The 26,145-nt window shown below is 64.7% G+C and carries 28 protein-coding genes; 15 read left to right on the top strand and 13 right to left on the bottom strand.

The window, feature by feature from the left end:
* Positions 1-83 precede the first annotated feature (83 nt).
* Positions 84-797: a site-2 protease family protein gene (locus tag XM53_RS08030; RefSeq protein ID WP_057792083.1), complete on the bottom strand. Its 714-nt coding sequence runs from the start codon at positions 795-797 to the stop codon at positions 84-86.
* 121 nt (positions 798-918) lie between these two features.
* Here XM53_RS08030 and XM53_RS08025 point away from each other — a divergent pair, with 121 nt between their 5' ends.
* Positions 919-1,611: an NAD-dependent deacylase gene (locus tag XM53_RS08025; protein ID WP_057792081.1), complete on the top strand. Its 693-nt coding sequence runs from the start codon at positions 919-921 to the stop codon at positions 1,609-1,611.
* 65 nt (positions 1,612-1,676) lie between these two features.
* Here XM53_RS08025 and XM53_RS08020 read toward each other — a convergent pair whose 3' ends face one another.
* The gene (locus tag XM53_RS08020; RefSeq protein WP_057792080.1) at positions 1,677-2,276 is read right to left on the bottom strand and encodes a hypothetical protein; all 600 of its coding nucleotides are present in this window, start codon (positions 2,274-2,276) and stop codon (positions 1,677-1,679) included.
* A 118-nt stretch (positions 2,277-2,394) separates the two neighbouring features.
* Here XM53_RS08020 and XM53_RS08015 point away from each other — a divergent pair, with 118 nt between their 5' ends.
* The 4 genes from XM53_RS08015 to XM53_RS08000 all read left to right on the top strand — a co-directional run bounded on the left by XM53_RS08015 (position 2,395) and on the right by XM53_RS08000 (position 5,440).
* Positions 2,395-2,832, top strand: a complete 438-nt coding sequence (locus XM53_RS08015) for a DUF1330 domain-containing protein (protein WP_057792078.1) — start codon at positions 2,395-2,397, stop codon at positions 2,830-2,832.
* A gap of 22 nt (positions 2,833-2,854) precedes the next feature.
* Positions 2,855-3,517 (top strand): phosphoglycolate phosphatase, encoded by a 663-nt coding sequence (gene gph / locus XM53_RS08010; protein WP_057792075.1) that lies wholly within the window; start codon positions 2,855-2,857, stop codon positions 3,515-3,517.
* Between the two features lie 186 nt (positions 3,518-3,703).
* The gene (locus XM53_RS08005; protein ID WP_057792073.1) at positions 3,704-4,990 is read left to right on the top strand and encodes an acetylornithine deacetylase/succinyl-diaminopimelate desuccinylase family protein; all 1,287 of its coding nucleotides are present in this window, start codon (positions 3,704-3,706) and stop codon (positions 4,988-4,990) included.
* Positions 4,991-5,092: 102 nt separating this feature from the next.
* Positions 5,093-5,440, top strand: a complete 348-nt coding sequence (locus tag XM53_RS08000; protein ID WP_057792071.1) for a hypothetical protein — start codon at positions 5,093-5,095, stop codon at positions 5,438-5,440.
* A gap of 39 nt (positions 5,441-5,479) precedes the next feature.
* Here the strand turns inward: XM53_RS08000 and panC are convergent, their stop codons facing one another.
* Positions 5,480-6,322: a pantoate--beta-alanine ligase gene (gene panC, locus XM53_RS07995; RefSeq protein ID WP_057792069.1), complete on the bottom strand. Its 843-nt coding sequence runs from the start codon at positions 6,320-6,322 to the stop codon at positions 5,480-5,482.
* On the bottom strand, positions 6,319-7,146 hold the full coding sequence (panB, locus tag XM53_RS07990) for a 3-methyl-2-oxobutanoate hydroxymethyltransferase (RefSeq protein WP_057792067.1): 828 nt from the start codon (positions 7,144-7,146) through the stop codon (positions 6,319-6,321). Before panB ends, panC begins: the two co-directional genes overlap by 4 nt.
* A 260-nt stretch (positions 7,147-7,406) precedes the next feature.
* Between panB and XM53_RS07985 the strand changes: the two genes are divergently transcribed.
* The 6 genes from XM53_RS07985 (at position 7,407) to XM53_RS07960 (ending at position 13,496) form a co-directional block, all read left to right on the top strand.
* Complete coding sequence (locus tag XM53_RS07985) at positions 7,407-8,186, top strand: hypothetical protein (protein WP_057792065.1); 780 nt, start codon at positions 7,407-7,409, stop codon at positions 8,184-8,186.
* On the top strand, positions 8,183-9,349 hold the full coding sequence (locus tag XM53_RS07980; RefSeq protein ID WP_057792063.1) for a winged helix-turn-helix domain-containing protein: 1,167 nt from the start codon (positions 8,183-8,185) through the stop codon (positions 9,347-9,349). Before XM53_RS07985 ends, XM53_RS07980 begins: the two co-directional genes overlap by 4 nt.
* A gap of 73 nt (positions 9,350-9,422) precedes the next feature.
* Complete coding sequence (locus XM53_RS07975) at positions 9,423-10,163, top strand: glucose 1-dehydrogenase (RefSeq protein ID WP_057792061.1); 741 nt, start codon at positions 9,423-9,425, stop codon at positions 10,161-10,163.
* 158 nt (positions 10,164-10,321) lie between these two features.
* On the top strand, positions 10,322-11,380 hold the full coding sequence (gene gmd, locus XM53_RS07970; protein ID WP_057792059.1) for a GDP-mannose 4,6-dehydratase: 1,059 nt from the start codon (positions 10,322-10,324) through the stop codon (positions 11,378-11,380).
* A complete protein-coding gene (locus tag XM53_RS07965) occupies positions 11,377-12,309 on the top strand; it encodes a GDP-L-fucose synthase family protein (protein ID WP_057792057.1) in 933 nt (310 codons plus the stop codon). Before gmd ends, XM53_RS07965 begins: the two co-directional genes overlap by 4 nt.
* Entirely contained in the window at positions 12,306-13,496 is a 1,191-nt protein-coding gene (locus XM53_RS07960; protein ID WP_057792055.1) for a DegT/DnrJ/EryC1/StrS family aminotransferase, read from the top strand. The genes XM53_RS07965 and XM53_RS07960 overlap by 4 nt, the downstream gene beginning before the upstream one ends.
* Before the next feature lie 57 nt (positions 13,497-13,553).
* Here the strand turns inward: XM53_RS07960 and XM53_RS07955 are convergent, their stop codons facing one another.
* From XM53_RS07955 to XM53_RS22415, 3 genes are read right to left on the bottom strand one after another with little or no spacing between them, the layout of a single operon-like run.
* Complete coding sequence (locus XM53_RS07955) at positions 13,554-14,513, bottom strand: KpsF/GutQ family sugar-phosphate isomerase (protein WP_057792054.1); 960 nt, start codon at positions 14,511-14,513, stop codon at positions 13,554-13,556.
* A 51-nt stretch (positions 14,514-14,564) separates the two neighbouring features.
* The gene (gene trhO / locus XM53_RS07950) at positions 14,565-15,485 is read right to left on the bottom strand and encodes an oxygen-dependent tRNA uridine(34) hydroxylase TrhO (RefSeq protein ID WP_057792052.1); all 921 of its coding nucleotides are present in this window, start codon (positions 15,483-15,485) and stop codon (positions 14,565-14,567) included.
* Positions 15,486-15,532: 47 nt separating this feature from the next.
* Entirely contained in the window at positions 15,533-16,081 is a 549-nt protein-coding gene (locus XM53_RS22415) for an NADPH-dependent FMN reductase (protein ID WP_160321375.1), read from the bottom strand.
* A 160-nt stretch (positions 16,082-16,241) separates the two neighbouring features.
* On the opposite strand from XM53_RS22415, the gene pncA reads away from it, so the two are divergent.
* The 4 genes from pncA (at position 16,242) to XM53_RS07925 (ending at position 19,488) form a co-directional block, all read left to right on the top strand.
* Positions 16,242-16,838, top strand: a complete 597-nt coding sequence (pncA, locus tag XM53_RS07940; RefSeq protein ID WP_057792048.1) for a bifunctional nicotinamidase/pyrazinamidase — start codon at positions 16,242-16,244, stop codon at positions 16,836-16,838.
* The gene (locus tag XM53_RS07935) at positions 16,831-17,421 is read left to right on the top strand and encodes a uracil-DNA glycosylase family protein (protein ID WP_057792408.1); all 591 of its coding nucleotides are present in this window, start codon (positions 16,831-16,833) and stop codon (positions 17,419-17,421) included. The genes pncA and XM53_RS07935 overlap by 8 nt, the downstream gene beginning before the upstream one ends.
* Positions 17,414-18,190: an SseB family protein gene (locus tag XM53_RS07930; RefSeq protein ID WP_057792046.1), complete on the top strand. Its 777-nt coding sequence runs from the start codon at positions 17,414-17,416 to the stop codon at positions 18,188-18,190. Before XM53_RS07935 ends, XM53_RS07930 begins: the two co-directional genes overlap by 8 nt.
* A gap of 68 nt (positions 18,191-18,258) precedes the next feature.
* Positions 18,259-19,488, top strand: a complete 1,230-nt coding sequence (locus XM53_RS07925; RefSeq protein WP_082630849.1) for an aromatic ring-hydroxylating oxygenase subunit alpha — start codon at positions 18,259-18,261, stop codon at positions 19,486-19,488.
* On the opposite strand, the gene XM53_RS07920 is transcribed toward XM53_RS07925, so the two are convergent.
* The 6 genes from XM53_RS07920 to XM53_RS07895 all read right to left on the bottom strand — a co-directional run bounded on the left by XM53_RS07920 (position 19,482) and on the right by XM53_RS07895 (position 26,118).
* Complete coding sequence (locus XM53_RS07920) at positions 19,482-20,417, bottom strand: 2-hydroxyacid dehydrogenase (RefSeq protein ID WP_057792044.1); 936 nt, start codon at positions 20,415-20,417, stop codon at positions 19,482-19,484. The genes XM53_RS07925 and XM53_RS07920 overlap by 7 nt on opposite strands.
* 5 nt (positions 20,418-20,422) lie before the next feature.
* A complete protein-coding gene (rodA, locus tag XM53_RS07915) occupies positions 20,423-21,562 on the bottom strand; it encodes a rod shape-determining protein RodA (RefSeq protein WP_057792043.1) in 1,140 nt (379 codons plus the stop codon).
* Positions 21,563-21,572: 10 nt separating this feature from the next.
* A complete protein-coding gene (mrdA, locus tag XM53_RS07910; protein ID WP_057792042.1) occupies positions 21,573-23,516 on the bottom strand; it encodes a penicillin-binding protein 2 in 1,944 nt (647 codons plus the stop codon).
* Positions 23,513-24,052, bottom strand: coding sequence for a hypothetical protein (locus XM53_RS07905; RefSeq protein ID WP_057792039.1), 540 nt, complete (start codon positions 24,050-24,052; stop codon positions 23,513-23,515). The genes mrdA and XM53_RS07905 overlap by 4 nt, the downstream gene beginning before the upstream one ends.
* A complete protein-coding gene (gene mreC / locus XM53_RS07900) occupies positions 24,045-24,986 on the bottom strand; it encodes a rod shape-determining protein MreC (RefSeq protein WP_057792037.1) in 942 nt (313 codons plus the stop codon). Before mreC ends, XM53_RS07905 begins: the two co-directional genes overlap by 8 nt.
* A gap of 85 nt (positions 24,987-25,071) precedes the next feature.
* Positions 25,072-26,118 carry a rod shape-determining protein gene (locus XM53_RS07895; protein ID WP_057792035.1) on the bottom strand — a complete coding sequence of 349 codons (1,047 nt, stop codon included), beginning with the start codon at positions 26,116-26,118 and terminating at the stop codon, positions 25,072-25,074.
* Positions 26,119-26,145: the final 27 nt, after the last annotated feature.

Here is a 26,145-nt window from a genome sequence, read left to right as displayed (position 1 = left end):
TCGGGAAAGGCGAAACTGCGACCGGGGTCAGAGATTATTCGTACGAATAATCTTGGGCGCGAAAATTCGTATGAATTTTCGGATCAGGCCAAGCGGCCGCGCAGCATGGCGTAATGCAGGGGGATCGAGGGGATGAAGAACAACAGCCACCATCCCATGCCGAACGCGATCAGCATTCCGGGAATCCACAGGATCGACAGCACCAGGCCGATGCCGCCCGTGATTGTCATCGCCAGATGTTGCGGGGCCAGCCGCAGCATCAAGAGGTGCAAGAGCTTGCCGCCGTCCAGGGGCTGCACCGGCAAAAGATTGAAAATGGCCAGAAAGCCGTTGATACTGGCGAAAAGACCGAGATATTCGGCAAGCCGGGCCTGCGGCGAGGACAGTATGAGCGTCGGGTCGGTGTAGGCGGATGCATTCGCAAAGACATTGGTCCACAGTGCGTCCGACGCCAGCGACGCCAACGCCCAGAGCACCAGGTTCACGATCGGTCCCATCGCCACGATCACTTCCTGCTGAGGCGCAGTCGCCGAGCGGGCGCGTTCGCAGAACCCGCCGCCGCCATAGAGCATGACCCGGCGGACCGGCACGCCTTGAACCAGGCAGGCCCAGGCGTGGCCCATCTCGTGCAAAATGATCGAGGCCATCAGCATGACGACGAAGGCAGCTGTCCATGCGATGTCACCGCTGCCCGTATAGGCGAAGAAGGCCAACAGCAGGAAAATCGAGCCGCCGATCTGTACCGGAATGCCGAAGGGTCCGCGGAATTCGAAAACGGGGTTGGTATCCTGGAACACAGTCTTTTTCCTTGTGCCGCTATCTGGCAGTCGTCGTCGGGGGCTGAACGGTTTCAATGAAGTTGGTAAGGGCTAATATGAGCAGAACTAAGGCATCCGGCGCGGAGGTGACAGAAAGGCCATGACGAAGATCGTGATCCTGACCGGGGCCGGGATATCCGCTGAAAGCGGCCTGGGAACGTTCCGCGACGAGGACGGCCTGTGGGCGCAGCACCGGATCGAGGACGTGGCGACGCCAGAAGGGTTTGCCCGCAACCCCGCTCTGGTTCAGGCGTTCTACAATGCGCGCCGGGCGCAGGCGGCAGAGGCGCGCCCCAACCCCGCGCATGTGGCGCTGGCGCGGCTGGAGGCCGAACACGAGGGCGAGGTGCTGGTGATCACGCAGAACGTTGATGGCCTGCACGAAGCCGCCGGAAGCCGCAACGTGCTGCACATGCACGGCCAATTGGATCGCGCACTTTGCCACGCCTGTGGCCACCGCTGGCCCGCGCCGGACGAGATGCGGATCGAGGATGCCTGCCCCGACTGCGGGCGATGCCAGACACGGCCCGATGTCGTATGGTTCGGCGAGATCCCCTATGGCATGGACCGGATCGACCCGGCTTTGGTTGAGGCGGATATCTTTGCCGCGATCGGCACTTCGGGGAACGTCTATCCGGCGGCGGCCTATGGTCAGCACGCACGGCGGATGGGCGCGCATACGGTGGAACTGAACCTGGAGGTGTCCACCGCGTCGCGCGACTTTGCAGAGCATCGCCGTGGACCGGCCAGCGAGGTGGTGCCGCTTTGGGTCGAAGAGATTCTGAAGGGATGAATCGGCTGCGCCCGCCCGGCCCTCTGTGGAATGGGAGGCGGGCGAGCGTTGGCCGGGCGCTTTGCTCAGCCGCCGAGCTGGCTGGAAAATTCCACCACGATCGGGTCGAAGCTGATGTTGCGGATCGACGTGTCGCCATGGGGGTTCTGGTCGGTCGAGATGTCGTCGCCCGTGGTGTCGCTGAGATAGGTGACGGCATTCAGATACCCCGGCAGGTCGCGCTGGGTCAGGATCAGGCCGCCATCCTCGGCCGGGCCGATGGTGGCACAGCCGATGGGCGCACAGCCGGGTACGGACCGCAGGCGCGTGGTGACCACGGGGTCGGTGATGATGCGGCTGACGAAACGAGCCCCGTCAGATGGTTGCCACCGCCAGACCTCGGTTGGCGCGGTGCGGATCGAGGTGGCGGTGCCGTCGCCCCCGTCCTCGCGGGCCGAGAAGATAACCGATGCGAAGACGGCGCGTCCGTTCCGGCCAATGGTCAGTTCTGTGCCCAGGGTCATGATTGGGCCGTTGCCGTCGAAGTCTCGGTCGGCGCCGGAACGGGCGACAGTGGGTACGATGTCAGCGGTCAGGTCGCGCAGAACGATGGTGCCCTCTTCGGCGAAAGCGGCGGGGATGGCGGTGGAGATCGCAAGGAATGTCAGGGCGAAAAGGCGTTTCATGGGAATGGCTCCTGTGAAGGTTGATGGATATGCGTCGGTTCAAACGGCGCAGGGGTTCAACCGTGCTTTCCTTTCCCGCTGACGCCGGGCAGGGTGGCGGCAGCACAGGAGGGTAGTCATGCCAGGACATATCGACCCGACGAAAGAGCGGTTCGCCCTGTTTCGCGAGATGGACCGGCCGGGACCGGTGCACATGCTGAACCTGATACGGTTGCGGCCAGTCGCTGCCTATGAGGACGGCACGCAGGCGACTGGGGCCGAGGCCTATGCGGCCTATGGGCGGGACAGTACGCCGGTGCTGCGCGACCTGGGCGGGCGCATAGTCTGGGCAGGTCAGCCTGAACTGATGCTGATCGGCCCGGCGGACGAGGCCTGGGACATCGCGTTCATCGCCGAGTATCCCAGCGTTGCGGCGTTTGTGGGGATGTTGCGCGATCCCGAATACCGCAAGGCCGTGCGGCATCGGCAGGCGGCGGTCGCGGACTCGCGCCTGATCCGGATGCGGCCGGGGGTTCCCGGTGTCGGGTTTGGGGACATGACGCTGGTGGAGGGCTGAGGATGTTGCAAGGTGAACGGGCATGAGGCGCGCGGTTGTCTTCGATCTGGACGGGACGCTGATCGACAGCGCGCCGGACATTCATGCTGCCGCCAACACGGTGCTGGAGCGTCGCGATATCGCGCCCTTCACGCTGGCCGAGGCGCGCGGTTTCGTGGGTCACGGCGCGGCGGTTTTCGTGGAGCGATGCCTGTCGGCGCGCGGGTTGTCCGAGGATGCGGCATTGCAGGCGCAGGTTCTGGAGGAGTTCCTGGAGCTTTACGAAGGCGCGGTTCACCAGACACGGCCGTACCCGGGCGTCGCGGCGTGCCTTGATGCGCTGGTTGCCGAGGGGCTGGACCTGGCCGTTTGCACCAACAAGCCGGAAGGGGCGACCGCTGCGGTTCTGGCGCATCTGGGGCTGGACCGGTATTTTGACGTCGTGGTCGGGGGCGATACCTTTGCGGTACGCAAACCCGATCCTGCGCCGCTGCGCGAGATCATCGCGTGCCTCGGGGCGGTTGGAGCTGCATATGTAGGCGACAGCGAAGTCGACGCTGAAACCGCCGCGCGGGCCGAGGTGCCCTTTGCGCTTTACACCGAAGGGTATCGCCAGACGCCTGTGGAAGAGTTGCCCCATGACGCGCGGTTCGAGGCCTTCGACGATCTGCCCGCAATCGTGCGGCGGTTGCTTGCTGCTGGCTGAGCGCTTTCAATTCGTGTCGGCGCTGCTAGGCTGTGGTGACGCGGGACGCGTTTTGAGAGAGCAAGCGAAGAAGATGCGAGAACAATCGATGGCATTGCGTGTCAGAGGCCTGCGCCGCTGTTCGCGCCGGCTGAGTCTTGACGCGTGCAGGATCGACGCCGAGACCCGGCGCCGCGGGGGCGGGGCATGAGCGCGGACCTGACGGCACGATTGCTGGCCGAGGTGACGGCGCGGCGCGAGGACCTGGTGGCGCTGACGCAGGCGTTGATCCGCATCCCGACGCTGAACCCGCCCGGTAAGCTGTATCGCGAGATCTGCGACCTGCTGGACCGGCGGTTGCTGAAATCCGGCTTTCACACCGAACTGATCAGAGCCGAGGGCGCGGTGGGTGACAGTGATCGGCACCCGCGCTGGAACATCGTGGCGCGGCGCGAGGGCAGCGGCCCGGGGCAATGCGTGCACTTTAACAGCCATATCGACGTGGTCGAGGTGGGCCACGGCTGGACGGTCGATCCGTTCGGTGGAGAGGTGAAGGACGGCCGCGTCTATGGCCGGGGCGCCTGCGACATGAAAGGCGGGTTGGCGGCCAGTATCGTGGCCGCCGAGGCCTTTATCGCGGTCTGTCCCGACTATGCCGGTGCCATCGAGATCAGCGGCACGGCGGACGAGGAATCGGGCGGGTTCGGCGGTGTCGCCTATCTGGCCGAGAAGGGATATTTCAGCCCCGACCGGGTGCAGCACGTGATCATCCCCGAGCCGCTGAACAAGGATCGCATTTGCCTGGGGCATCGCGGCGTGTGGTGGGCCGAGATCGAGACGCTGGGCGAGATCGCCCATGGCTCGATGCCGTTTCTTGGCGATTGCGCGGTGCGGCACATGGGGGCGGTCGTGGCCGAGATGGAAAAAAGCCTGTTCCCGGCGCTGGCGCAAAAGCGCACGGACATGCCGGTGGTGCCGGACGGGGCCAAGCAGTCGACGCTGAACATCAATTCGATTCATGGCGGCGAGCCAGAGCAGGACATGGAGTATACCGGCCTGCCCAGCCCCTGCGTGCCCGACCGGTGCCGGATGGTGATCGACCGGCGGTTCCTGATCGAAGAGGATATCGGCGAGGTCGAGCAGGAGGTGCGCGACGTGCTGGAGCGGGTGCGCGCGGGCCGGGCCGGGTTCGACTATACGATCAAGGGGATCCATAGCGTCGAGCCCACGATGACAGAGCGCGACGCGCCGGTGGTGGGCGCTGTGGCGGGCGCGGTCGAAACGGTGTTCGGACGCGCGGCAGAGTACGTGGTCAGCCCCGGCACCTATGACCAGAAGCATATCGACCGGATCGGGCGGCTGAAGAACTGCATCGCCTATGGGCCGGGGATCCTGGACCTGGCGCACAAGCCGGATGAATATGTCGGCATCGGCGACATGGTGGAAAGCGCGCAGGTGATGGCGCTGGCGCTGCATGGGTTGTTGAAAGCGTAGGGTGGGTGAAAACCCACGCCGCGCGAGCATTGCCAATAGAGGTCACTTGATTTCCCGCCGGTTCGACGCAGTTCGAGGAGATGATCCAACAGGAGGACACTCATGAGACATTTCGTATTGGCCGCGGTGGCGGCACTTGCAGCCGGGCCGCTGGCGGCAGGCGAGCTTGCAACGGATGACGAGATCACGGCGGCGATTTCCGGCAACACCGTTCAGGGTGACATGTCAGACGGGACGGCTTATACCGAGTTCTATGACACCGACGGCACGATCCGCGGGGCCGATTACACCGGGAAATGGAACGTGTCGGACGACCAGATGTGCTTTGACTACGGCGAAGGCGAGAATTGCTGGGGCGTGGCGCTGGACGGAGAGAATGTCAGCTGGATGAACGGTGACACGGCGGACGGTACGGGCACGATTCTGGAAGGCAATCCCAACGAGTACTGACAAGGGTTGCCGCCTGCCGCGTAAAGGCGGCGCGGGACTTCAGACCGCGATATTGTCGATCAGCCGGACGCCCGCCAGATGCGCCGCCGCGAACAGCCGCGCGGGCTGGGCGGTGTCCGAGACGCTGCGCAGGTCGGACTGGGCGCGCAAGTCGAGATAATCCACCTTGGTGAAGCCGGCCTTGAGCAGGCGGGTTGTTGCGGCCTCGCGCAGCGGGGCGAACGCCTCGCCGCGGGAGAGGCCGGCGGCGATTTCTTCCATTTCCTCGTGCAGGCGGGGCGCCGTGGTGCGGGCCCTGTCGGACAGCAGCAGGTTGCGCGAGCTGAGCGCCAGCCCGTCGATGTCGCGGATCGTGGGGCAGCCATGCACGGTGACGCCAAGATCCAGGTCGGCGGCGAGGCGACGCACCACGAGAAGCTGCTGAAAGTCTTTTTCGCCGAAGAATGCGTCGGTGGCAGAGGTCTGGGTGAAAAGCTTGGTCACCACGGTGGCGACCCCGTCGAAATGGCCCGGACGGTGGGCACCGTCCATCACGTCGGTCAGGCCCGAGACCGACACGGTGGTGGCGAAACCGTCCGGATAGACCTGATCGCCGTCCGGCACCCAGAGCGCGTCGATATCGAAGCGGGCAACCTTTCTTGCGTCGTCCGTTTCGGTGCGGGGGTAGTTGGCCAGATCCTCGGGGTTGTTGAACTGCTTGGGGTTCACGAAGATCGTCAGGATAACGTGATCGCAGGTCTTTTTCGCGGCGGCCACCAGCGACAGGTGACCGTCATGCAGCGCACCCATGGTGGGCACCACGCCGATACGCGCCCCGGCCCGCAGCCATGGCGCGGTCATGGCGCGAAGCTCGTCCAGATGCCGCAGGATCGGCGCGGTCATTTTGCCGGCGCCTTGTCGGCGAAGACATGCTCTTCGGCCGGAAAGGCGCGGGCGCGGACCTCTTCGGCATAGGTGGCGATGGCCTTTTCCGCGTCTTCGCCCAGATGGGCGTAGCGCTTGACGAATTTCGGTTTGAAGGCGGTGAAAAGGCCCAGCATGTCGTAATGCACCAGGATCTGGCCGTCGCAGCCTGCCGAGGCGCCGATGCCGATGGTCGGGATCGGTATTTCCTCGGTGATCTCGTCCGAAAGGGTCGCGGGAAGCTTTTCAAGAACCACCGAGAAAGCGCCGGCATCCGCCACTGCGCGGGCGTCGCGTAGGACCTGGCCCGCGCTGGCGTCACGGCCCTGAACCTTGTAGCCGCCCAGCGTGTTGACCGATTGCGGCGTCAGTCCGATATGCGCCATGACCGGCACGCCGCGCGCCACGAGAAAGGCGATGGTCTCGGCCATGTGCACGCCGCCCTCGAGCTTGACCGCGGCGCAGCCTGTTTCAGCCATCATGCGCGAGGCGTTGCGAAAGGCCTGTGCCGGGCTTTCCTCGTAAGAGCCGAAGGGCATGTCGACGACCAGCATCGCGGAGGTGAGGCCGCGAGCCACTGCCCGACTGTGCATGATCATCATCTCCATGGTCACGCCCAGAGTGTTGTTCATGCCGTGCAGGACCATGCCGACGCTGTCGCCCACCAGCACGAAATCGCAATGGGTATCCATCAGCTGGGCCATCGGCGTTGTGTAGGCTGTCAGCGACACGATCGGCGTGCCGCCTTTCATGGCGCGGATGTCGTCGGGCAGCGGGGCTGACTTGCGGGCTGTTGCGCTCATGGGACGCTCCGGCATTGGCTTTGTGCGAAATGACCTAACAGTTAAGTGACAGCGAATCCAGCATCGAAGCACAAGGGAGCAAGGCCTTGATATCCCCGCGAATTGCGCGATAGGTGCCGGCCAACGGGCGGCACTGCCGCGGCAATTCGGGGCATTGGGTCCGGAAGGGGCTTTCAAACCGCCGGAGAATCCTTAGGTTGGCCGCAGGTGACGGTGCCATGCCCCGATCACGCCTTGCCGCCCCGGATAGGAGACATCTCTTGCGCTTTCTTGCCGTTCTCGCATGGCTGATCCTGGCTTGCACCGGACTTGCCGCAGCCCAGGAAAAGAACACGGGTTCCGAGCGGCAAGAGGTCATCCGGCTGTTGGGACAGCTGCCCGATATCGCGCCCATCCGCGAGGATTTGCGTCTGCTGGGGTTCAGTGGCGAGAACCTGGAGCTGGCGGTGTCGCAGGCGGAACTCTTCTATCGTGATCCGGTGATCGCCGGCTATGTCGCGGACCAGATTATCGCGGCCTTCGAGGATCCGACCGCCGTTCGGGTGTCGGACGGGCTGATGTGGCCGTTGATCGAACGCGGGCTGGGTCATCTGCCGACGCGGGATCTGAAATTCTATTACACCGTCGAGCGCAAGATCATGGAAACGCTGACGATTCGGCAATGCGGCATGGCGGTGAGCAACCGGATGCGCCCCGCACGGTTTGCCGAACTGACCTCTCGCGTGGCGGCGCGGCTGAACACCGAGGCGTTGCAAAAGTATTACCGCATCCAGGCCAAGGCCGCCCGGATCGGAGCGCGGCGTGCGCCGGTCAGGTTGGGCGATACGGCCACGCAACGGGTCGAGGAGCGCATCCAGGCCAGCATGACCCGCAGCATTCAGGCCACCGACCGGGCCGGGGACCTGATGGTGGCGATGATGAACCTTGACCAGGCCAGCAACACCGAGGCCTGCGCCATCGGGCGGCTGTTCATGAACACCGTTCTGCAATTCGAGGGCCGTGCCCTGCGTGACACGCTGGTGTATATGAGCCGGTCGTGACCGAGGCGCTCAGGATCGGCAACCGGGCGGCAAGGCGGCTTTGGCTGCATGGCAACGGGCTGGCCGATGCGCCGGGCGGGCCGGTGGACGTGATGGACATGATCGGACGTCTGGGGTTCGTGCAGATCGACACGATCCGCAACGTCACCCGCGCCCATCACCACATCCTGTGGAGCCGCAACCGGAACTATCGCGAGCGGCAGTTATGGCCGCTACTGAAGAACCGGCAGCTGTTCGAGCATTTCACGCATGACGCGTCACTGATACCGATGGAGGTGCTGCCGTACTGGCAGCGGCAGTTCCGGCGGCTGGGCGAAAAGGTGTCCCGGGCCGACTGGTACCGGTCGGGGCTGGGGCAGGATGAGATCCGCCGTATCCGCGCGCGGATCGCGCAGGAGGGTCCACTTTCGACCCACGCGTTCGACACCAAGGCGGAAAGCCGCGAGATGTGGGCGCGCCCGCCGCACAAGAAGGCGCTGGACCAGATGTGGTACGCCGGTGAACTGGCGACCTGTCACCGCGAGAACTTCATAAAGTTCTACGATCTGGGCGAGCGGGTGTTCCCCGAAGACCTGCGCCAGTGCCCGGGCGAGGAGATTGCGGCCGACTGGTTGTGCGACGCGGCGCTCGACCGGCTGGGCATGGCGACCGTGGGCGAGGTGCAGCGGTTCTGGGACGCGATGACCGCGCCCGAGGCAAAGGCCTGGTCCGAGCGTCGCCGGTTGGTGCCGCTTGAAGTCGAAGGTGTGGACGGCACGTGGCGCCAGGCGTGGGGTGTGGCGGATATCGAGGCGCGGCTGGCGGCGGCGGAGGCCGTGTCGTCTCATCTGCGGTTGCTCAACCCGTTCGACCCTGCGATCCGCGACCGGGTGCGGATGGAACGGTTGTTCGGGTTTGCGTATCGCAACGAGATGTTCGTGCCGAAGGACCAGAGGATCTGGGGATACTACGTCTACCCCCTGCTGGAGGGCGACCGGTTCGTCGGGCGGTTGGAGCTGAAGGCCGACCGGGCGGCGGGTTGGATGCAGGTGACCGGCTTCTGGCCCGAGCCGCGGGTCAAGTGGACAGCTGGGCGGCTGGCCAAGCTGGAGCGCGAATTGGACCGCTTTGCCCGGCTGGCCGGGATCCAGGACGTGGGATGGAGCGTGCCGCGCCCTGTTTGAGCCGGCAGATAGGGGTTGCGCCGCTGGCGAAGGCAGGGTGCCATGCGCCCCAAGTAGGCAAGGGAGGTTTCGGATGCGATTGCATGGAAAAACGGCGTTGGTGACCGGCGGGGCCAGCGGCTTTGGGGCGGGGATCGTGCGCAAGTTCATCACCGAGGGCGCGCAGGTGATGATCGCCGACCTGAACGGTCCCGGCGCGATGGCCCTGGCAGAGGAACTGGGTGCTGCGGCCTGTCCGGTGGACGTGGCGGACCCGGCCAGCATGAAGGCGCTGACGCTGGCCACGGAAATGACCTTCGGCCTGCCCGACATAGTGGTGAACAATGCCGGGGTCACCCATCTGCCGGCACCGGCGGAGGAGGTCACCGAAGAGGATTTCGACCGGGTCTTCGCGGTCAATTGCAAGTCGGTCTACCTTGCGGCGCAGAATTTCGTGCCGGGGATGAAAGCGCGGGGCTCGGGCGTGTTCCTGAACGTCGCCTCCACTGCCGGGGTCAGCCCAAGGCCCAGGCTTAACTGGTACAACGCCTCGAAAGGCTGGATGATCACTGCGACCAGGGCACTGGCGGTGGAACTGGCGCCCGAAGGCATAAGGGTGAACGCGCTGAACCCTGTGGCGGGTGAGACGCCGCTTTTGAAGTCCTTCATGGGCGAGGACACGCCCGAGATGCGCGCCAAGTTCCTGAGCACGATCCCGCTGGGGCGGTTTTCGACGCCCGAGGACATGGGCAATGCCGCGGCGTTCCTGTGCAGTGACGAGGCGAGCATGATCACCGGCGTCTGTATGGAGGTGGATGGCGGGCGCTGCATCTGAGCGGGGGCATTTTCCGGGCGGAAAATGGAATAGAAAATGCGTATTTTCTATTCCGGAATTTGCGCAAATTCCGGGCGCGCCCGACGGCATAGGGCCTGTTCATTTCAAGCGCGAGGCATTACGGACGTGGCAAAGACAGGATTGCGGGGGCACAGCCCATGAAAACAGCACTGATTACCGGCGTGACGGGGCAGGACGGAGCGTACCTGTCGGAGCATCTTTTGGCCGAAGGTTACGAGGTGCACGGCATCAAGCGTCGCACGTCGCTGTTCAACACGGCGCGCATCGACCATTTGTTCGAGGGCGAGCCGGGCAAATCAGGCCAGTTCCAGCTGCATCACGGCGACATGACCGACAGTTCCTCGCTGACGCGTATCCTTCAGGCCGTACGCCCGGACGAGGTTTACAACCTTGCCGCGCAAAGCCACGTGGCGGTGAGTTTTGAAGAGCCCGAATACACCGCCAATTCGGACGCGATGGGCGCGCTGCGCCTGCTGGAGGCGATCCGGTTCCTGGGCCTGGGCGACAAGACGCGGTTCTACCAGGCGTCAACCTCCGAGCTTTACGGTCTGGTGCAGGAGACCCCGCAGCGCGAGACGACGCCGTTCTACCCGCGCAGCCCCTACGCGGTGGCGAAGCTCTATGCCTACTGGATCACAGTGAATTACCGCGAGGCCTATGACATCTATGCCTGCAACGGAATTCTCTTCAATCACGAGAGCCCCATTCGCGGCGAGACCTTCGTGACGCGCAAGATCACCCGGGCGCTGGCGCGGATCAAGCTGGGCACGCAGGACGAGCTGCGGCTGGGCAACATGGATGCGCTGCGCGACTGGGGCCATGCGCGCGATTACGTCAAGATGATGCACCTGATGTTGCAGCAGGACAAACCCGAGGATTACGTCATCGCCACCGGCCAGCAATATTCGGTGCGTGAGTTCGTGAAGCGTGCAGCCGACGTGCTGGGCATGAGCGTGACCTTCGAGGGCGAGGGCGTCGACGAGGTGGGCCGTGACGAGACCGGCCGCGTGATCGTGCGGGTCGATCCGATGTATTTCCGGCCGGCCGAGGTGGAGACCCTTCTGGGCGACGCCAGCAAGGCCCGCCAACAGCTGGGCTGGACGCCCGAGACGCCGTTCGAGACGCTGGTCGAGGAGATGGCGCTTTCGGACTTCGAGGAAGCGGCGGCACAAAAGCGGGCGCAGGAGCAGGGATGAAGGTACTGCTGACCGGCGGGCGCGGCATGGTGGGCCGCGCCATCCAGGACCATCCGGGCGCGGCGTTGCACCGAATTGTCGCGCCGACCAGTGCCGAGCTGGACCTGACGGACCGGGCAGCGGTGATGGCGTTCGTGGCCGAAACGGCGCCCGACATCATCATCCATGCGGCGGGCCGCGTTGGTGGAATTCAAGCCAACATAGCCAAACCGGCGGCGTTCCTGACCGAGAACATGGACATGGGCTTCAACATCGTCATGGCCGCCCGCGATGCCGGCGTGCCGCGTCTGCTGAACCTCGGGTCGAGCTGCATGTACCCGCATGACGCGCCCAACCCGCTGCACGAGGACAGCCTTGGCAAAGGCGAGCTGGAGCCGACCAACGAAGGCTACGGGCTGGCCAAGGTGGCGGTGGCGAGGCTCTGTGCATTTGTCAGCCGGGAACGCGAGGATCTGGCGTACAAGACCTTGATTCCGTGCAACTTGTACGGGCTGCACGACAAGTTCGACCCTCAGGTTTCTCACTTGGTACCGGCGATCATCCGCAAGGTGCACGAGGCGAAGGAAAGCAATGCCGAGACGGTGGAAATCTGGGGCGACGGAACCGCGCGGCGGGAGTTCATGTTTTCCGGGGACCTGGCCGATGGGGTCTGGGCCGCCGTCGAGCGGTTCGATGCGCTGCCAGACGACATGAATATCGGGTTGGGCTATGACTATTCGATCAACGAGTATTACGCCGGGGCCGCGCGCGTGATCGGATGGGAGGGTGCGTTCGTGCATGACCTGTCGCGCCCCACCGGCATGAAGCAGAAGCTGCTGGACGTCAGCACGCAGAAAGAATTCGGCTGGGAGGCCAAGACCTCGTTAGCCGACGGGATCGCGCAGACCTACGCGCATTTTCAGGACCTGTTGAAACGGGGGGCGGCATGAGCGAGGCCAAGGGCTTTCCGCTGGCGACGACCAGCTGGGACAAAAAAGAATACGCGGCCATCGACCGGGTGGTGAAATCCGGTATGTTCTCGATGGGGCCAGAGGTAAAGGCTTTCGAGGACCAGTTCGCGGCGGCGATGGGATCGGCCCATGCGGTGATGGTGAACTCGGGCTCGTCGGCGAACCTCTTGATGGTGGCGGCGCTGCGGTATCACTCGAAGATCGACCTGCCCGCGGGGGCGGAGGTGATCGTGCCGGCGGTGAGTTGGTCAACCACGTACTATCCGCTGCACCAGTACGGTCTGCGGCTCAAGTTCGTGGATATCGACGCCGACACGCTGAATTACGACCTTGAGGCACTTGAGGATGCCATCGGGCCCGAAACCAAGGCGATCATGGTGGTGAACCTGCTGGGCAACCCTAACGATTTCGACCGGATCGAGGCCATCGTGGGCGGGCGCGACATCGTGGTGATAGAGGACAATTGCGAAAGCCTGGGCGCCACGTTCCGGGGGCGTCAGGCGGGCACCTTCGGCATCGCGGGAAGCTATTCGTCCTTCTTTTCGCATCACATCGCCACGATGGAAGGCGGGCTTGTGGTGACGGATGATGAGGAGTTGTACCACATCATGTTGTCGGTGCGCAGCCACGGCTGGACCCGGCATTTGCCGAAATTCAACCATGTGACCGGCGAGAAGAGCGACGATCCGTTCGAGGAAAGTTTCAAGTTCGTGCTGCCGGGCTATAACCTGCGCCCGCTGGAGATGAGCGGGGCGATCGGGCAGGAGCAGATCGCGAAGCTGCCGATGATCGTGGAAGAACGGCGCAAGAATGCCGAGGCCTTCCGTGGCCTGATGCAGGGCTATCCGCAGATCCGCATTCAGCGGGAAATCGGCCAATCGAGCTGGTTCGGGTTCTCGATGGTGGTGAAACCCGATGCCGGGTTTTCACGCGCCGATCTGATCGCGTCGCTGGGCCGGCAGGGTGTCGAATGCCGGCCCATCGTGGCGGGGAATTTTGCCAAGAACGAGGTCGTGACCCGCCATATGGATCACGTGATCCACGGATCCTTGCGCAATGCCGACGAGATAGACACCAATGGGCTTTTCATCGGCAATCACCATTATCCGCTGTCCGATCAATGGGATCTTCTGCGCGCGGCGCTTGACGCCGTGACGCGGTCCTGAGGGCGTGCCAGATTATTCAGCGAATAATCTGGGCTAAGAAAATTCGTACGAATTTTCTCAGGCGACGCCGGCGCGCAGGGCATCGTGGATGTGGACAAGCCCGCGCAGGGCGCCGGTGTCATCCACCGCGAAGAGGGCGCTGATCTTGTTGTCGTTCATCACGCCCAAGGCCTCGGTCAAAAGGGCGTCGGGCGCGATGGTGCGTGGATTGCGGGTGGCGACTTCACCGGCCTTGCGCGACATCAGGCTGTCGAGGTTGCGGCGCAGGTCGCCATCCGTGATCACGCCGGTCAGCCGGCCAGCCTCGATCAGGGCGGCGACGCCGAAGCCCTTGGCGGTCATCTCGATCAGGGTTTCGGACATCGGCGTGTCCGGCGCGACCGTGGGCAGCGCCTCGCCGGTGTGCATCACCGCCGAGACTTTCAACAGCTGCGCGCCCAGCGTGCCGCCGGGATGGAAGGCGAGGAAATTCTCGCGCTCGAACCCGCGCAGTTTCATCATCGCGACGGCCAACGCGTCACCCATCGCCATGGTGCAGGTGGTCGAGGTCGTGGGGGCCATGCCGATGCCGCAGGCCTCGGGCGCGTCGGGCAGCGTGAGAACGTGATCGGCCTGACGTGCCAGCGCGCTGTCGGGTTTCTTGGTCAGCGCCACCAGCGGGATCGAGAAGCGCGCGCAATGGGCGATGATATCGGCCAGTTCGCGGGTCTCGCCTGAATTCGAGATCAGGATCACCGCGTCCTGCCGCGTGATCATGCCCAGATCGCCGTGGCTGGCCTCGCCCGGATGGACGTATTGCGCGGGCGTGCCGGTGGAGGCGAAAGTGGCGGCGATCTTGGCGGCCACGTGGCCGGATTTGCCCATGCCCGAGACGATGACCCGGCCCGGCACCTTAAGCAGGCGTTCGACCACCGCATTGAACGCCTCGGGCAACGTGTCGCGCATCAGGTCGAGCGCATCGCGTTCGATGGTCAGCACGTCACGCGCGATGTCGGTGGGGGTCGGAGTGTCCGTCATGGGGATCGCTTTACTAAGTTGCGGTGAGCCTGTCCGAGGGTGGCGGGCCGGTCAAGCCTCGTCCTCGTGGACGATCTTGATGTGGCGCGTGCCGCGGGCCTCGGCCAGGGCCATCTGTTTCTGGCGTTCGCGAAAACGGGTCTTGTCCGCCTCGGTGGTCTCATGCGCGCAAAGGTGGCACGCAACGCCCTGTTCGTATTCCGGCCGTTCGGTGTCTTTGGGCAGGATCGGACGGCGGCAGGCGTGGCAGAGCAGGTGCGGTCCTTCCTTGAGCCCGTGGCCGACCGAGACGCGGCCGTCGAAGACAAAGCATTCGCCACGCCATATGCTGTCTTCCGTTGCGACCTCTTCGAGATATTTCAATATGCCGCCCTTGAGGTGGTAGACGTCCTGGACGCCCTGGCCCAAGAGGTAGTTGGTGGATTTCTCGCAGCGGATGCCACCGGTGCAGAACATCGCGATGCGCTTGTTGTGGAACCGGTGCTTGTTCTGTTCCCACCATGCGGGGAAATCGCGAAAGCTGTCGGTCTTGGGGTCGATGGCTCCCTCGAACGTGCCGATGGCGACCTCGTAGTCATTGCGGGTGTCGATCACGGCTACGTCCGGCGATTGGATCAGGTCGTTCCAGTCGGCGGGATCGACATAGTGCCCCACCCGCGCCACCGGATCGACGTCGGGCTGGCCCATCGCGACGATCTCTTGCTTCAGGCGCACCTTCAGGCGACGGAAGGGTTGCGACGCGGCGGTGCTTTGCTTCCATTCCAAGTCGTCACAGCCCGACAAGGCGCGGATATGGACAATCACCGCGTCAATCCCGTCGCGGGGTCCGGCGATGGTGCCATTTATGCCCTCGTGCGCCAGCAACAGCGAGCCCGATATCTTATGCGCCTCGCACAATGCCAAGAGAGGACCCTGTATGGCAGCAGGGTCTTCGAACCGGGTGAAGTGATAGAGCGCGGCGATGGTGTACATGCGCCGCGATCTACGCGCTTCGGTGGAGTTCGGCAAGGCCCGCGGGGTCAGCCCTTGGCGGTCTCGGTCAGGCGCTTCAGCTGCTTGGTGATGAAGTCCCGCGTGTCGCTGTCGGTCAGCTTGCCGTCCTCGATCTTGCCGGCCGACCCGCCGATGGCGATCTCGAACCCGGGCTGCACGCTGGCATTGATGACCGACAGAACCTGACGCAGGTCGTAATGCGCGGTCAGGCCCGCCGTGGCCCCCGGCGACTGGGTGATGATCAGCGTGGGCTTGCCCGAGAAGGGCGCGTTCGGCTCTTTGGACATCCAGTCGATGGTGTTTTTCAGAACGCCCGAAGTGCCACGGTTGTATTCAGGCGACACCACGATGATGGCATCTGCCGCGGCCAGTTTCCCGGCCAGGTCGCGCACAGCTTGGGGGGACGTGTCGCCGTCCTTGATGTCCTCGTTGTACAGCGGAATGTCGTCGATGTCGTGCCGGGTGACGGTCACGCCCTCGGGCACAAGCTCTTGCAAAGTGTCGGCGACGGAGGTGCTGTGGCTGCCCTTGCGCAGCGAGCCGCTGATGGCGGCGAAATTCAATGTCTTGGTCATGGTCATGTCTCCTTTGACGTCAGACATAATCGGTTTGTGGATGAAGGAAACAGAAAGGTTTGCAGGCATTCTCTGCAATATCGCACAGAAATCAGGCTGGCGTTGACCATTGCGCATCGCTGCTTCAGGGTCCGGCCCGTATTCGCAACAGGAGAGACTCATGCCCAAGGCGCTGATCGTCATTGATGTGCAGAACGATTTCTGCCCCGGGGGGGCGCTGGCCGTTGAAGGCGGTGACAGGGTCGTGGCAGGGATCAACACGATGATGCGAGATGCGGGTGCCGTGATCCTGACGCAGGACTGGCATCCGGCGGGGCATTCCTCATTCGCCTCCAGCCACGAAGGAAAGGCGCCGTTCGAGGTGATCGACATGCCCTATGGCTCGCAGGTCCTGTGGCCGGACCATTGCGTTCAGGGGACACAAGGTGCCGATTTTCATCCCGACCTGGAAACCGATCGGGCCGACATGATAGTGCGCAAGGGGTACAATCCGGCGATCGACAGTTACTCCGCCTTCTACGAGAACGACCACGAAACGCCCACCGGTCTGCACGGATATCTGCGGTCGCGTGGCATGACCGAGTTGGTGATGGTCGGGTTGGCCACGGATTTCTGCGTGAGTTACTCGGCGGTGGATGCGGCGCGACTGGGCTATCCGGTGACGGTGCTGCGCGACCTGTGTCGCGGGATCGATCTGGACGGATCCCTTGAGATCGCGCTGAAGGACATGTCCGCGGCGGGTGTGGCGCTTGCCTGACAGGCTTGTCCGCGAGATCGAGGCCTGCCGCATCTGCGCCGAGCGGTTTGCCGCGACCGAGACGGCCCACGCCCCGCGCCCGGTGGTGTGGTTCCGGCCCGGGGCGCGCATCCTGATCGCAGGTCAAGCGCCGGGGATGCGGGTACACCAGTCGGGCAAGCCGTTCGACGACCCGTCGGGTGACCGGCTGCGCGACTGGCTGGGAATGACGGCGGAGGAATTCTATGACATGCGCCGGGTGGCGGTGATCCCGATGGCGTTCTGTTTTCCGGGATACGACGCCAAGGGGGCCGATCTGCCGCCGCCGAAAATCTGCGGGCAGACATGGCATGACAGGGTGATGGCCGCGCTGGGCGAAGTGCGGCTGCGGGTGATCGTGGGCGGCTATTCGCATCGCTACCACTTGGGCGCGAAGGGGCCGGTGACCGAAACCGTGCGCAACTGGCGCGACCATGCGCCGGGGGTTTTTCCCTTGCCGCACCCGTCGTGGCGCAATACCGGGTGGCTGAAGAAACACCCGTGGTTCGAGGCAGAGGTGCTGCCCGCGCTGCGGCACGAGGTGAGACGCGCATTGGATGACTGAGACGACACATCTTGACCGGGCCCATGCGGCGATGGAGGCGGGCGGCGAGGCCGAGCGCCTGCGCTATTACCAGACGCTGGCGGCGGCGGAACTGTTCCTGTTGCTGGAGGCGGAGGCCGAAGACGACGATGTGGTCCCGCAGGCCTTCGAGGTTGAGGGTCAGACCTTTGTGCTGGCCTTCGACACCGAAGAGCGGCTGGCGGGCTTTGCCGGAGCGGAGGCGCATTACGTGGCGCTGTCGGGCCGCGCGGTGGCCGAGATGCTGGCAGAGGCCGGGTTGGGGCTGGGGCTCAACCTGGAGGCCGGGCCGCAGGCGGCGCTGTTACCGAACGCGGCGATGGTCTGGCTGACCGAGACGCTGGCCGAGGGACCGCAGGAGGTGGAGGCGCAGCCCGAGTCCTTTCATCCGCCCAAGGGCCTGCCCGAAGATCTGGTGACGTCGCTGGACGCGCGGCTGGCGGCGGCGGGCGGAATGGCGGAGCTGGCCTATCTGGTGGGTGTGACCTATGACAGCGGCGCCAAGGGGCACCTGCTGGGCGTCGTGGATGCTGTGCCGGGTGCCGAGCCGGCCATCGCGCGGGCCGTGGCCGAGGTGCTGGCGCTGTCGGGGCTGGAGGCCGGGTTGCTGGATGTCGGGTTCTTCCGCGGATCCGACCCGGCGGCGGCCCGGATGGCACTGGTGGGCCTGCGGTTCGATCTGCCCAAGCCGGAAGAAACCGGCCCGTCCGCGCCCGGACTGGATCCGGCGAAGCCGCCCAAGCTGCGGTAGCGCGGCACTCGCCCGGATAAAACTCCTGTGCTACGCTCGGCCTGCGCGATGGCTCGGGAGTGGCGCTGATGGACGATCATCCGGTACTTGAGACGCGGTTCAACGGGCTGACGCGCGCGATGCCGTCATTGCCCGCTTCATGGTACCTGGACGCAGAGCATTTCGCGCGCGAGATGCGCGAAATCTGGGGAAAGACCTGGGTGTACCTGTGCCGGGCCGAAGAACTGGACGGGCCGCGCAGCTTTCGCCGCTTCGACGTGGCGGGACAGCCGATCCTGCTGTTGCGCGACGGAGACGGCGCTTTGCGCGGCTTCTTCAATACCTGTCGGCACCGTGGCTCTGTTTTGTGCCAAGAGCCTGAAGGCGTGCTCAAAAAGAACCTGATCACCTGCCCCTATCACCAGTGGGCCTATGACCTGTCGGGCCGGTTGCGGGCCACGGGGGCCATGCGCCCGGTTGATGGGTTCGACCGGGACGACTTTCCGCTGCTGCCAATCGCCGTGTCGGAATGGGGCGGCTTCGTCTTTGCCAATCTCGACGCCCAGGCCGAGCCGTTCGAGCGGTTGCACGGGGACGAGACGGCCTTTGTCGCGAACTGGCCGCTGGCCGAGATGCGCGTGGGGCACCGGTTTACCAAGGTGCTTGACTGCAACTGGAAGATCTTCTGGGAGAATTACAACGAGTGCCTGCACTGCCCCAACATCCACCCCGAACTGTGTGATCTGGTGCCGATCTATGGCCGGGCGATTATGGCGCGGCGGGACGACCCTGACTGGGAAGCCCATGCCGATGATATGGCCCCGCACCGGTCGGGGAGCCTGAAAAGCGGCGCCGATACGTGGTCGATGGACGGGGTGGCGCAGGGACGTCTGCCGGGGCTGACCGACGACGATGTCGACGCAGGACAAAGGTATGTCACGGTGATGCCATCGGTCTTCATTGCGCACCACGCGGATTACGTGCGCACGGTGCGCATCCGCCCGCTGGCCGCCGAGAGGATGGCGATAGAGGCCGAATGGCTGTTTCATCCAGACACGCTGGAGCAGCCGGGGTTCGACATGGCACGGATCACGGATTTCGGAACGCTGGTGATGGAGCAGGACGGAGCCGCCTGTGCCTTGAACCAGGCAGGGCTGCGCGCGCAGGGCTTCGAGCGGGGCGTTCTGATGCAGGAGGAATACGAGGTCTTTCTGTTCCAGGAATGGATCCGCCGGCAGTTGGGAGAACCGCCGTTGTCCGAAGGCAACGGCGCGAGCCGGGCCAGCCGCAGGCAGGCGCGGCCCGACGCGGCTCAGTAGCCCAGGTCGCGATCGACGAGGTGAAGGAGCGGCTCGCCGGCCTCGCCGCGACGGATGTTTTCGGCGATCACTTCCGCCGCCGTATCGGCGCGGGTGTCCGAGGCGATATGGGGCGTGACCGTGACCTTTGGGTGTGCCCAGTAGGGGTGATCCGCAGGCAGCGGCTCGGTGCGGAAAACGTCGAGCGTGGCATGGGCGATGTGCCCGTCGTCCAGCCGCGCCAGAAGCGCGTCGTCGTCGATGAGCGGGCCACGGCCGGGATTGATGATAAAGGCGCCGGCGGGCATCGTGTCCAGCGCGTCCGCGTCGATGAGGTTTTCGGTCTGCGGCGTGTAGGGGACCAGCAGCACAAGGATTTGTGCGGATGCAAGTGCGCGCCTCAGGCCGTCGTCGCCTGACAGGCAGGTGACGCCGGGCACGTCCTTTTGACTGCGTGACCAGCCGGTGACCGGAAAGCCCAGATGCGCCAGCGTCTCGGCACAGGCGCGGCCCAGCGCGCCGAGGCCGAGGATCGTGACTGGCCGGTCCTTGGCCAGAGGCGGCGCGCCTTTGCGCCAGACGCCGTCCTGTCCGAAAAGATGCGCGTCCATGCCAAGATGATACCGCAGGGTGTGACCCGTGACCCATTCCACCATGCCGCGTTCCAGCCCGTCATCGACCATGCGGGCCAGCGGCTGGGTCAGGGTTTCGTTGCCGGTGATCTGCTCGACCCCGGCCCAGAGGTTCAACACACCCTTGGTGCGGGTGTAGGGTGTGAAATCCTGCACGGGCGAGTTGGGCGCGTAGACGATATAGTCGACATCCTCGGGCGGGATGTCCATCGAGAGGGTGTAGTCGCCCAGGCCCGCCTTGTCGAAAGCGGCGCGCAGCGGCGTTTCGTATTCCGCCCAGCGTTCCGGGCGGGCGGCGAAGAGGATATTGAGCGGCATGGAACCTACCTGGGTCTGTGGATGTGGGCGCTTTGCACCAGGCCGAAGCCCAGCATCAGGATGAGCATGGCCGAGCCGCCGTAGCTGACCAGCGGCAACGGTACGCCGACGACGGGCGCAAGGCCCATGACCATCGACATGTTCACCGCGAAGAACAGGAAGAACGTGACCGCGACGCCAAGCGTCAGGAGCGACGAGAAGCGGTCGCGGTTCGCCAGCGCCGAGCTGACGCAGAAAACAACGATGAGCGCGTAAAGCACCAGCAGCGAGACGGCCCCGACAAAGCCGAACTCCTCGGCCAGGGTGGTGAAGATGAAGTCGGTGTGTTTCTCGGGCAGAAAGTTCAGCCGCGATTGCGTGCCCTGCATGAAGCCGCGCCCTGTCCAACCGCCGGAACCCAGCGCGATTTTGGACTGGGTGATGTGATAGCCCGCGCCCAAGGGATCGGAGGCCGGGTCCAGAAACGTGTCGATGCGGCGGTACTGGTAGTCGGCCAGCAATTGCCAATCGGTGCCACGGCTTTCGAAGACGGCCGTGATCAGCCCGCCGATGGCGGCGATGACCACCGCGAAATAGGCCCAGTGCACGCCTGCAAGGAACATGATCAGCCCGCCACCGGTGATCAGCAGGATCGAGGTGCCAAGGTCGGGCTGTCGCAGGACCAGCGCCACGGGAATGAGGATCAAGACCACGGGCAGCAGAACCCAAAGCGGCCGCGATGTCTTTTTCATCGGAAGCCAGTCGTAATAGGCCGCCAGGAACATGACCAGTGTGACCTTCATCAGCTCGGAGGGTTGAAGGCGCATGAAGCCAAGATCGATCCAGCGCTGCGCGCCCTTGCCCTCGACGCCGACCAGTTCGACCGCGACCAGCAAAAGGACGGACACCGTGTAGGCCAGCACCGACATGTTGCGCCAGAACCAGATCGGCACCATCGCCACGAAGAACATCACGGCGAACCCCAGCGCGTACCGTTTCGCCTGCGGTTCGGCCCATGGGTCGAACGTGCCGCCGGCCACCGAATAGAGCATCAGGATTCCGATGGCCGCGACGGCCGTCAGCAAGAGGGCCAGTGGCCAGTTGAGATAGAGCACCTTGCGCAGGCCCGAAGGCGTGTGCTTGACGGTATATTCAAGATAACTCATGCCGCGCGCCTTATGCCCGGTCGCTGTTATCATTGTCGCGGCGGTCGAGGCGCGAGCGCAGCTGTTCCTGCTGCGTCTTGATGCGGTCGCGGTCCTTGGATGGATATGCGTCTAGCGGGGGGTCCTCGCCATAGAGCGCTTGCAGCGTGATGTCGCGGGCAATGGGTGCCGCCGCGGTGGAACCGCCGCCGCCATGTTCGACAATCACCGCGACGGCGACCTTGGGCGCCTCAAACGGCGCGAAGTTGACATAGAGCGCGTGGTCGCGGCGTTCCCAGGGCAGATCCTCGTTACGGAAAACGCCGCGGGCGCGTTCGGCGGCGGTGATGTTGCGCACTTGGCTGGTGCCGGTCTTGCCGGCCATGCGGAACGCGTCTTCGATGATGCGGCTGCCATAGGCTGTGCCGCGCCGGTTGTTGGACACGGCATACATCGCGCTGCGGATCTCGCGCAGGATATTCTCGTTCAGACCGAGGGACTCAGTGGGCTTGGGCGGCTCCTCGACCCCGTCGACCGAGCGCACCAGACGCGGCGACACCGAGCGGCCGGTGGCCAGCCGCGCCGTCATGACCGCAAGTTGCAAGGGCGAGCTGAGCACGTAGCCTTGGCCGATGGCGGCGTTCGCGGTGTCGCCGATGCGCCAATCCTCGCCGCGCGACGTCGCCTTCCACAGCTTGTTCGGGATCAGGCCTTCGGCCACGGAGGTCATCGGCAGATCGTGTTCCACGCCCAACCCGAGTTTGCGCGCCATTTCGGCCATCTTGTCGATGCCCACGCGCAGGGCGAGGTCGTAGTAGTAGACGTCGCAGCTTTCGCGCAGCGAGCGGTGCAGGTCGACATTGCCGTGACCGGCGCGTTTCCAGCAGTGGAAGCGGCGGTTCGAGACCTTCAGGAAGCCGGGGCAATAGACGGTTTCGTTGGGATCGACCTGTCCGTCCTCGAGTGCCGCAAGCGCCGTGACCATCTTGAAGGTCGAGCCGGGAGGATAGACACCCTGTACTGTCTTGTTCGGAAGCGGGCGATACTTGTTGTCCAGAAGCGCGGAGTAATCCGCCTGGGAAATGCCGCGCACGAAAAGGTTGGGATCGTAGCCCGGTGTCGAAGCGCAGGCCAGAAGGTCGCCGGTTTCGCAATCCATCACCACCGCCGCCGCGCTTTCACCGTCCAGCCGGGCGGTCACATAGGATTGCAGCGCGTTGTCCAGCGTCAGCTGGATGTCCGCGCCAGCCTCGCCCTCGACCCGGTCCAGTTCGCGCATGACGCGGCCCGCGGCGTTGACCTCGACCCGCTTGGTGCCGGCCTTGCCGCGCAGCGTGTCTTCGCGCCGGCGTTCCAGCCCGATCTTGCCGATCTGGAAACGCGGGATCAGAAGCAGCGCGTCGGGCGCGTCGATACGTTCCAGGTCGCGGTCGCTGACGGGGCCGACATAGCCCACAACGTGCGAATAATCCGCGCCCATGGGATAGTGCCGCGACAGGCCCACCTCTGGCGTGACGCCGGGCAGGGCGGGGGCGTTGACGGCGACCCGGCTGATATCCTCCCAGCTGACGCGGTCGGCCACCGTCACCGGCGTATCACCGCGCAGCTTGGCCAGATCCTCGCGGGCCTTTTCCAGTTCCTCGGGGTTCAGCCGCACGAGCTTGGACAGGCGCGCGATCAGGTCTTCAAGGTCGCCGGCCTGTTCGCGGATGATGTTGATCCGGTAGGACGGGATGTTCTCGGCGATCACGCGCCCTTCGCGGTCGAAGATGCGGCCCCGGGCCGGCGGGATCAGGTGAATGTTGATGCGGTTCTCGTCCGCAAGCAGGCGGAACTGGTCGGCTTGATCGACCTGAAGGTAGCGCATCCGCAGACCCAACAGGCCGACGAACCCCGCCATGCCACCGCCCAGCACCAGACCGCGCCGGGTGATCCGGCGCTGGCTTTCGGTATTGTCGCGGGTGGGGCGCTTCATGTACGGCCTCCGAGTGCGTCGATGTCACCAGGGGCCAGTTTACGCACCCCCAACACAGATTGCGAGACCAGCACGACCAGAGGATAACACATCATCGTCATCAAAAGCTGGATGAAACTGAGGCCAAGTGGTGCTTGATCGACAATCAAAACGGCAAGGATGGTACGGTACGCCAGGGTTATGACCACCAGCGTCGTGGCGACAGAGACCCATTCCACGGCAAAGGTCAGGTCGCGCAGGCCGATGTGGCGCGCGCGCAGAGCCTCCGCCGCAACAAGCACCAGTGCCGCCCAGAGGCCGGGCGGACGATGGAACATCAGGTCGCCCAACAGCATCACGCCCGCCACCAGAAGGGGCGGCACGTATTCCGGGCGGCGCAGGATCCACGCAAAGGTCAGCGCGACGATCAGGTCCGGCCCGGCCCAGCCTTGGGGCAGGGTTTGCAGCGGCAGCAGGCTGAAGAACATCACGAACAGCGCGAGCCCGAGATAGAGCACGCGCATCGTCCACATCTGCAAGGCGGCATTGTCACCCATCGGTGGCCTCGCTGGTCTGCGCTTCGGCGGGCAGTTGCGGCTCGGGGTCGGGGTCGGCTCCCTGCACGACCGGGACGGAGGGCTGGATCAGGCTGCCGGGATCCAGCACGCGCTCGTGCCCGTAGTTGCGCAGCACGCGCAGGAATTCCAGCCGCTCGTAATCGGCGGCCAGCCGGACACGCATCCGCCCGCCCGGATCCTCGGCCATCTGCCCGACAAGCAGCCCCGCCGGAAAGACCTCGCCATCGCCCGAGGTCAGGACGCGGTCGCCCGGGCGTACCTTGTCGGCGTCTTCGATAAAGTCGATGGGCGGTGCGGCGGTATTGTCGCCGATCAGCAGGGCCTGCTGGCCCGACGGCTGGATCGTGACGGGGATGCGGCTGGAGGTGTCGGTCAGCAGGATCACCCGCGCGGTGTTGTCGCCCACGCCCGAAATGCGGCCCACCAGCCCCAGCCCGTCCATCGCCGCCCAGCCATCCACGATGCCGTCGCGGGCGCCCACGTTGATCAGTACCGATTGACGGAAGGGCGAGCCGCTGTCGGCCAGAACCACGCCGGTGACGAAGGTCAGGCGGGGGTCGAGCTGTACGTTATTGAGGTCGAGCAGGCGCGCGTTTTCCTGTTCCAGCTGAAGGGCGGCCTCTTTCCAGGCCTTCATCTGCTGCAATTCGCGGCGCAATTCCTGATTTTGCTGGTAAATCCGCTGGTAGCTTTGGAAATCACGCAGGATGTTGACCGTACCGGTCACCGGCGCCATCGCCCAGTCGAAGCTGGGGACGACACGGTCGATTACCTGCGCGCGAAAGCGTTCCACACGGGGGCTGTCAATGCGCCACAGAAGAAAAAGGCCAACAAGGCACAGCACCAAGAGCCCCAGAAGCAGACGCTTCAGGGGGGCGGTGTAGTCGCTGCTTTGTCCTCTTTCTCGGGCCAATGGCGTCCCCGGATTGCAAATGGCCTTGACGGTGTCCTACCACCACAGATACCACCGCGCGCCGCAACCTCAAAGGGCGGGCGCGTCAGCTGTCGTAGTCGATGGCGTGGCGCAGCTGTTTTTCGAATTCCAGCGCCTTCCCGGTGCCAAGCGCCACGCAGTTGAGGCTGTCATCGGCAATCGAGACGGCTAGGCCGGTCTGTTCGCGCAGGGCAAGGTCTAGATCGCCCAGCAGCGCGCCTCCGCCGGTCAGCATGACGCCACGGTCGACAATATCGGCGGCAAGGTCCGGCGGGGTGGCTTCCAGCGCGGTCATCACCGCCTCGCAGATCTGCTGAACGGGTTCGGCCAGCGCTTCGGCCACCTGGGCCTGGCTGATCTCGGTTTCCTTGGGTACGCCGTTCAGCAGGTCGCGGCCCCGGATCTGCATGGAAGAACCGCGCCCGTCATCGGGCATCCGCGCGGTGCCGATCGAGGTCTTGATGCGCTCGGCGGTAGACTCGCCCACAAGCAGGTTCTGCTGGCGGCGCAGGTAGTTGATGATTGCCTCGTCCATGCGGTCGCCCCCGACGCGGATCGAACGGGCATAGACGATGTCGCCAAGCGACAGCACCGCGACCTCGGTGGTGCCGCCGCCGATATCCACGACCATGTTGCCGGTGGGATCGGTGATCGGCATACCCGCGCCGATGGCCGCCGCGATGGGCTCGGCCACCAGGCCCGCGCGACGCGCGCCGGCGCTCAACACGGACTGACGGATGGCGCGTTTTTCCACCGGCGTGGCACCGTGGGGGACACAGACGATGATCTTGGGCTTGGAAAAGGTCGACCGCTTGTGCACTTTGCGGATGAAATGCTTGATCATCGCCTCGGCGGTGTCGAAATCGGCGATGACGCCTTCGCGCATCGGGCGAATGGCCTCGATTGATCCCGGCGTACGGCCCAGCATCAGCTTGGCATCCTCGCCCACGGCCAGCACCTTCTTGACACCGTCCTTGACGTGATAGGCCACCACGGACGGTTCCGACAGGATTACGCCCCGCCCCTTGACGTAGACCAGCGTGTTGGCCGTACCGAGGTCGATCGCCATGTCGGCGGTAAAGAGCCCGGGGATTTTGTCGAAGATGGACATGGGTGCCTGCGTCCTGTGGTTTGAATA

Source organism: Roseovarius atlanticus (assembly GCF_001441615.1).
GTDB classification, from domain to species: domain Bacteria; phylum Pseudomonadota; class Alphaproteobacteria; order Rhodobacterales; family Rhodobacteraceae; genus Roseovarius; species Roseovarius atlanticus.
The sequence above is the reverse complement of the archived record's forward strand: the minus strand, read 5'-3'. Positions and strand labels throughout refer to the sequence as shown.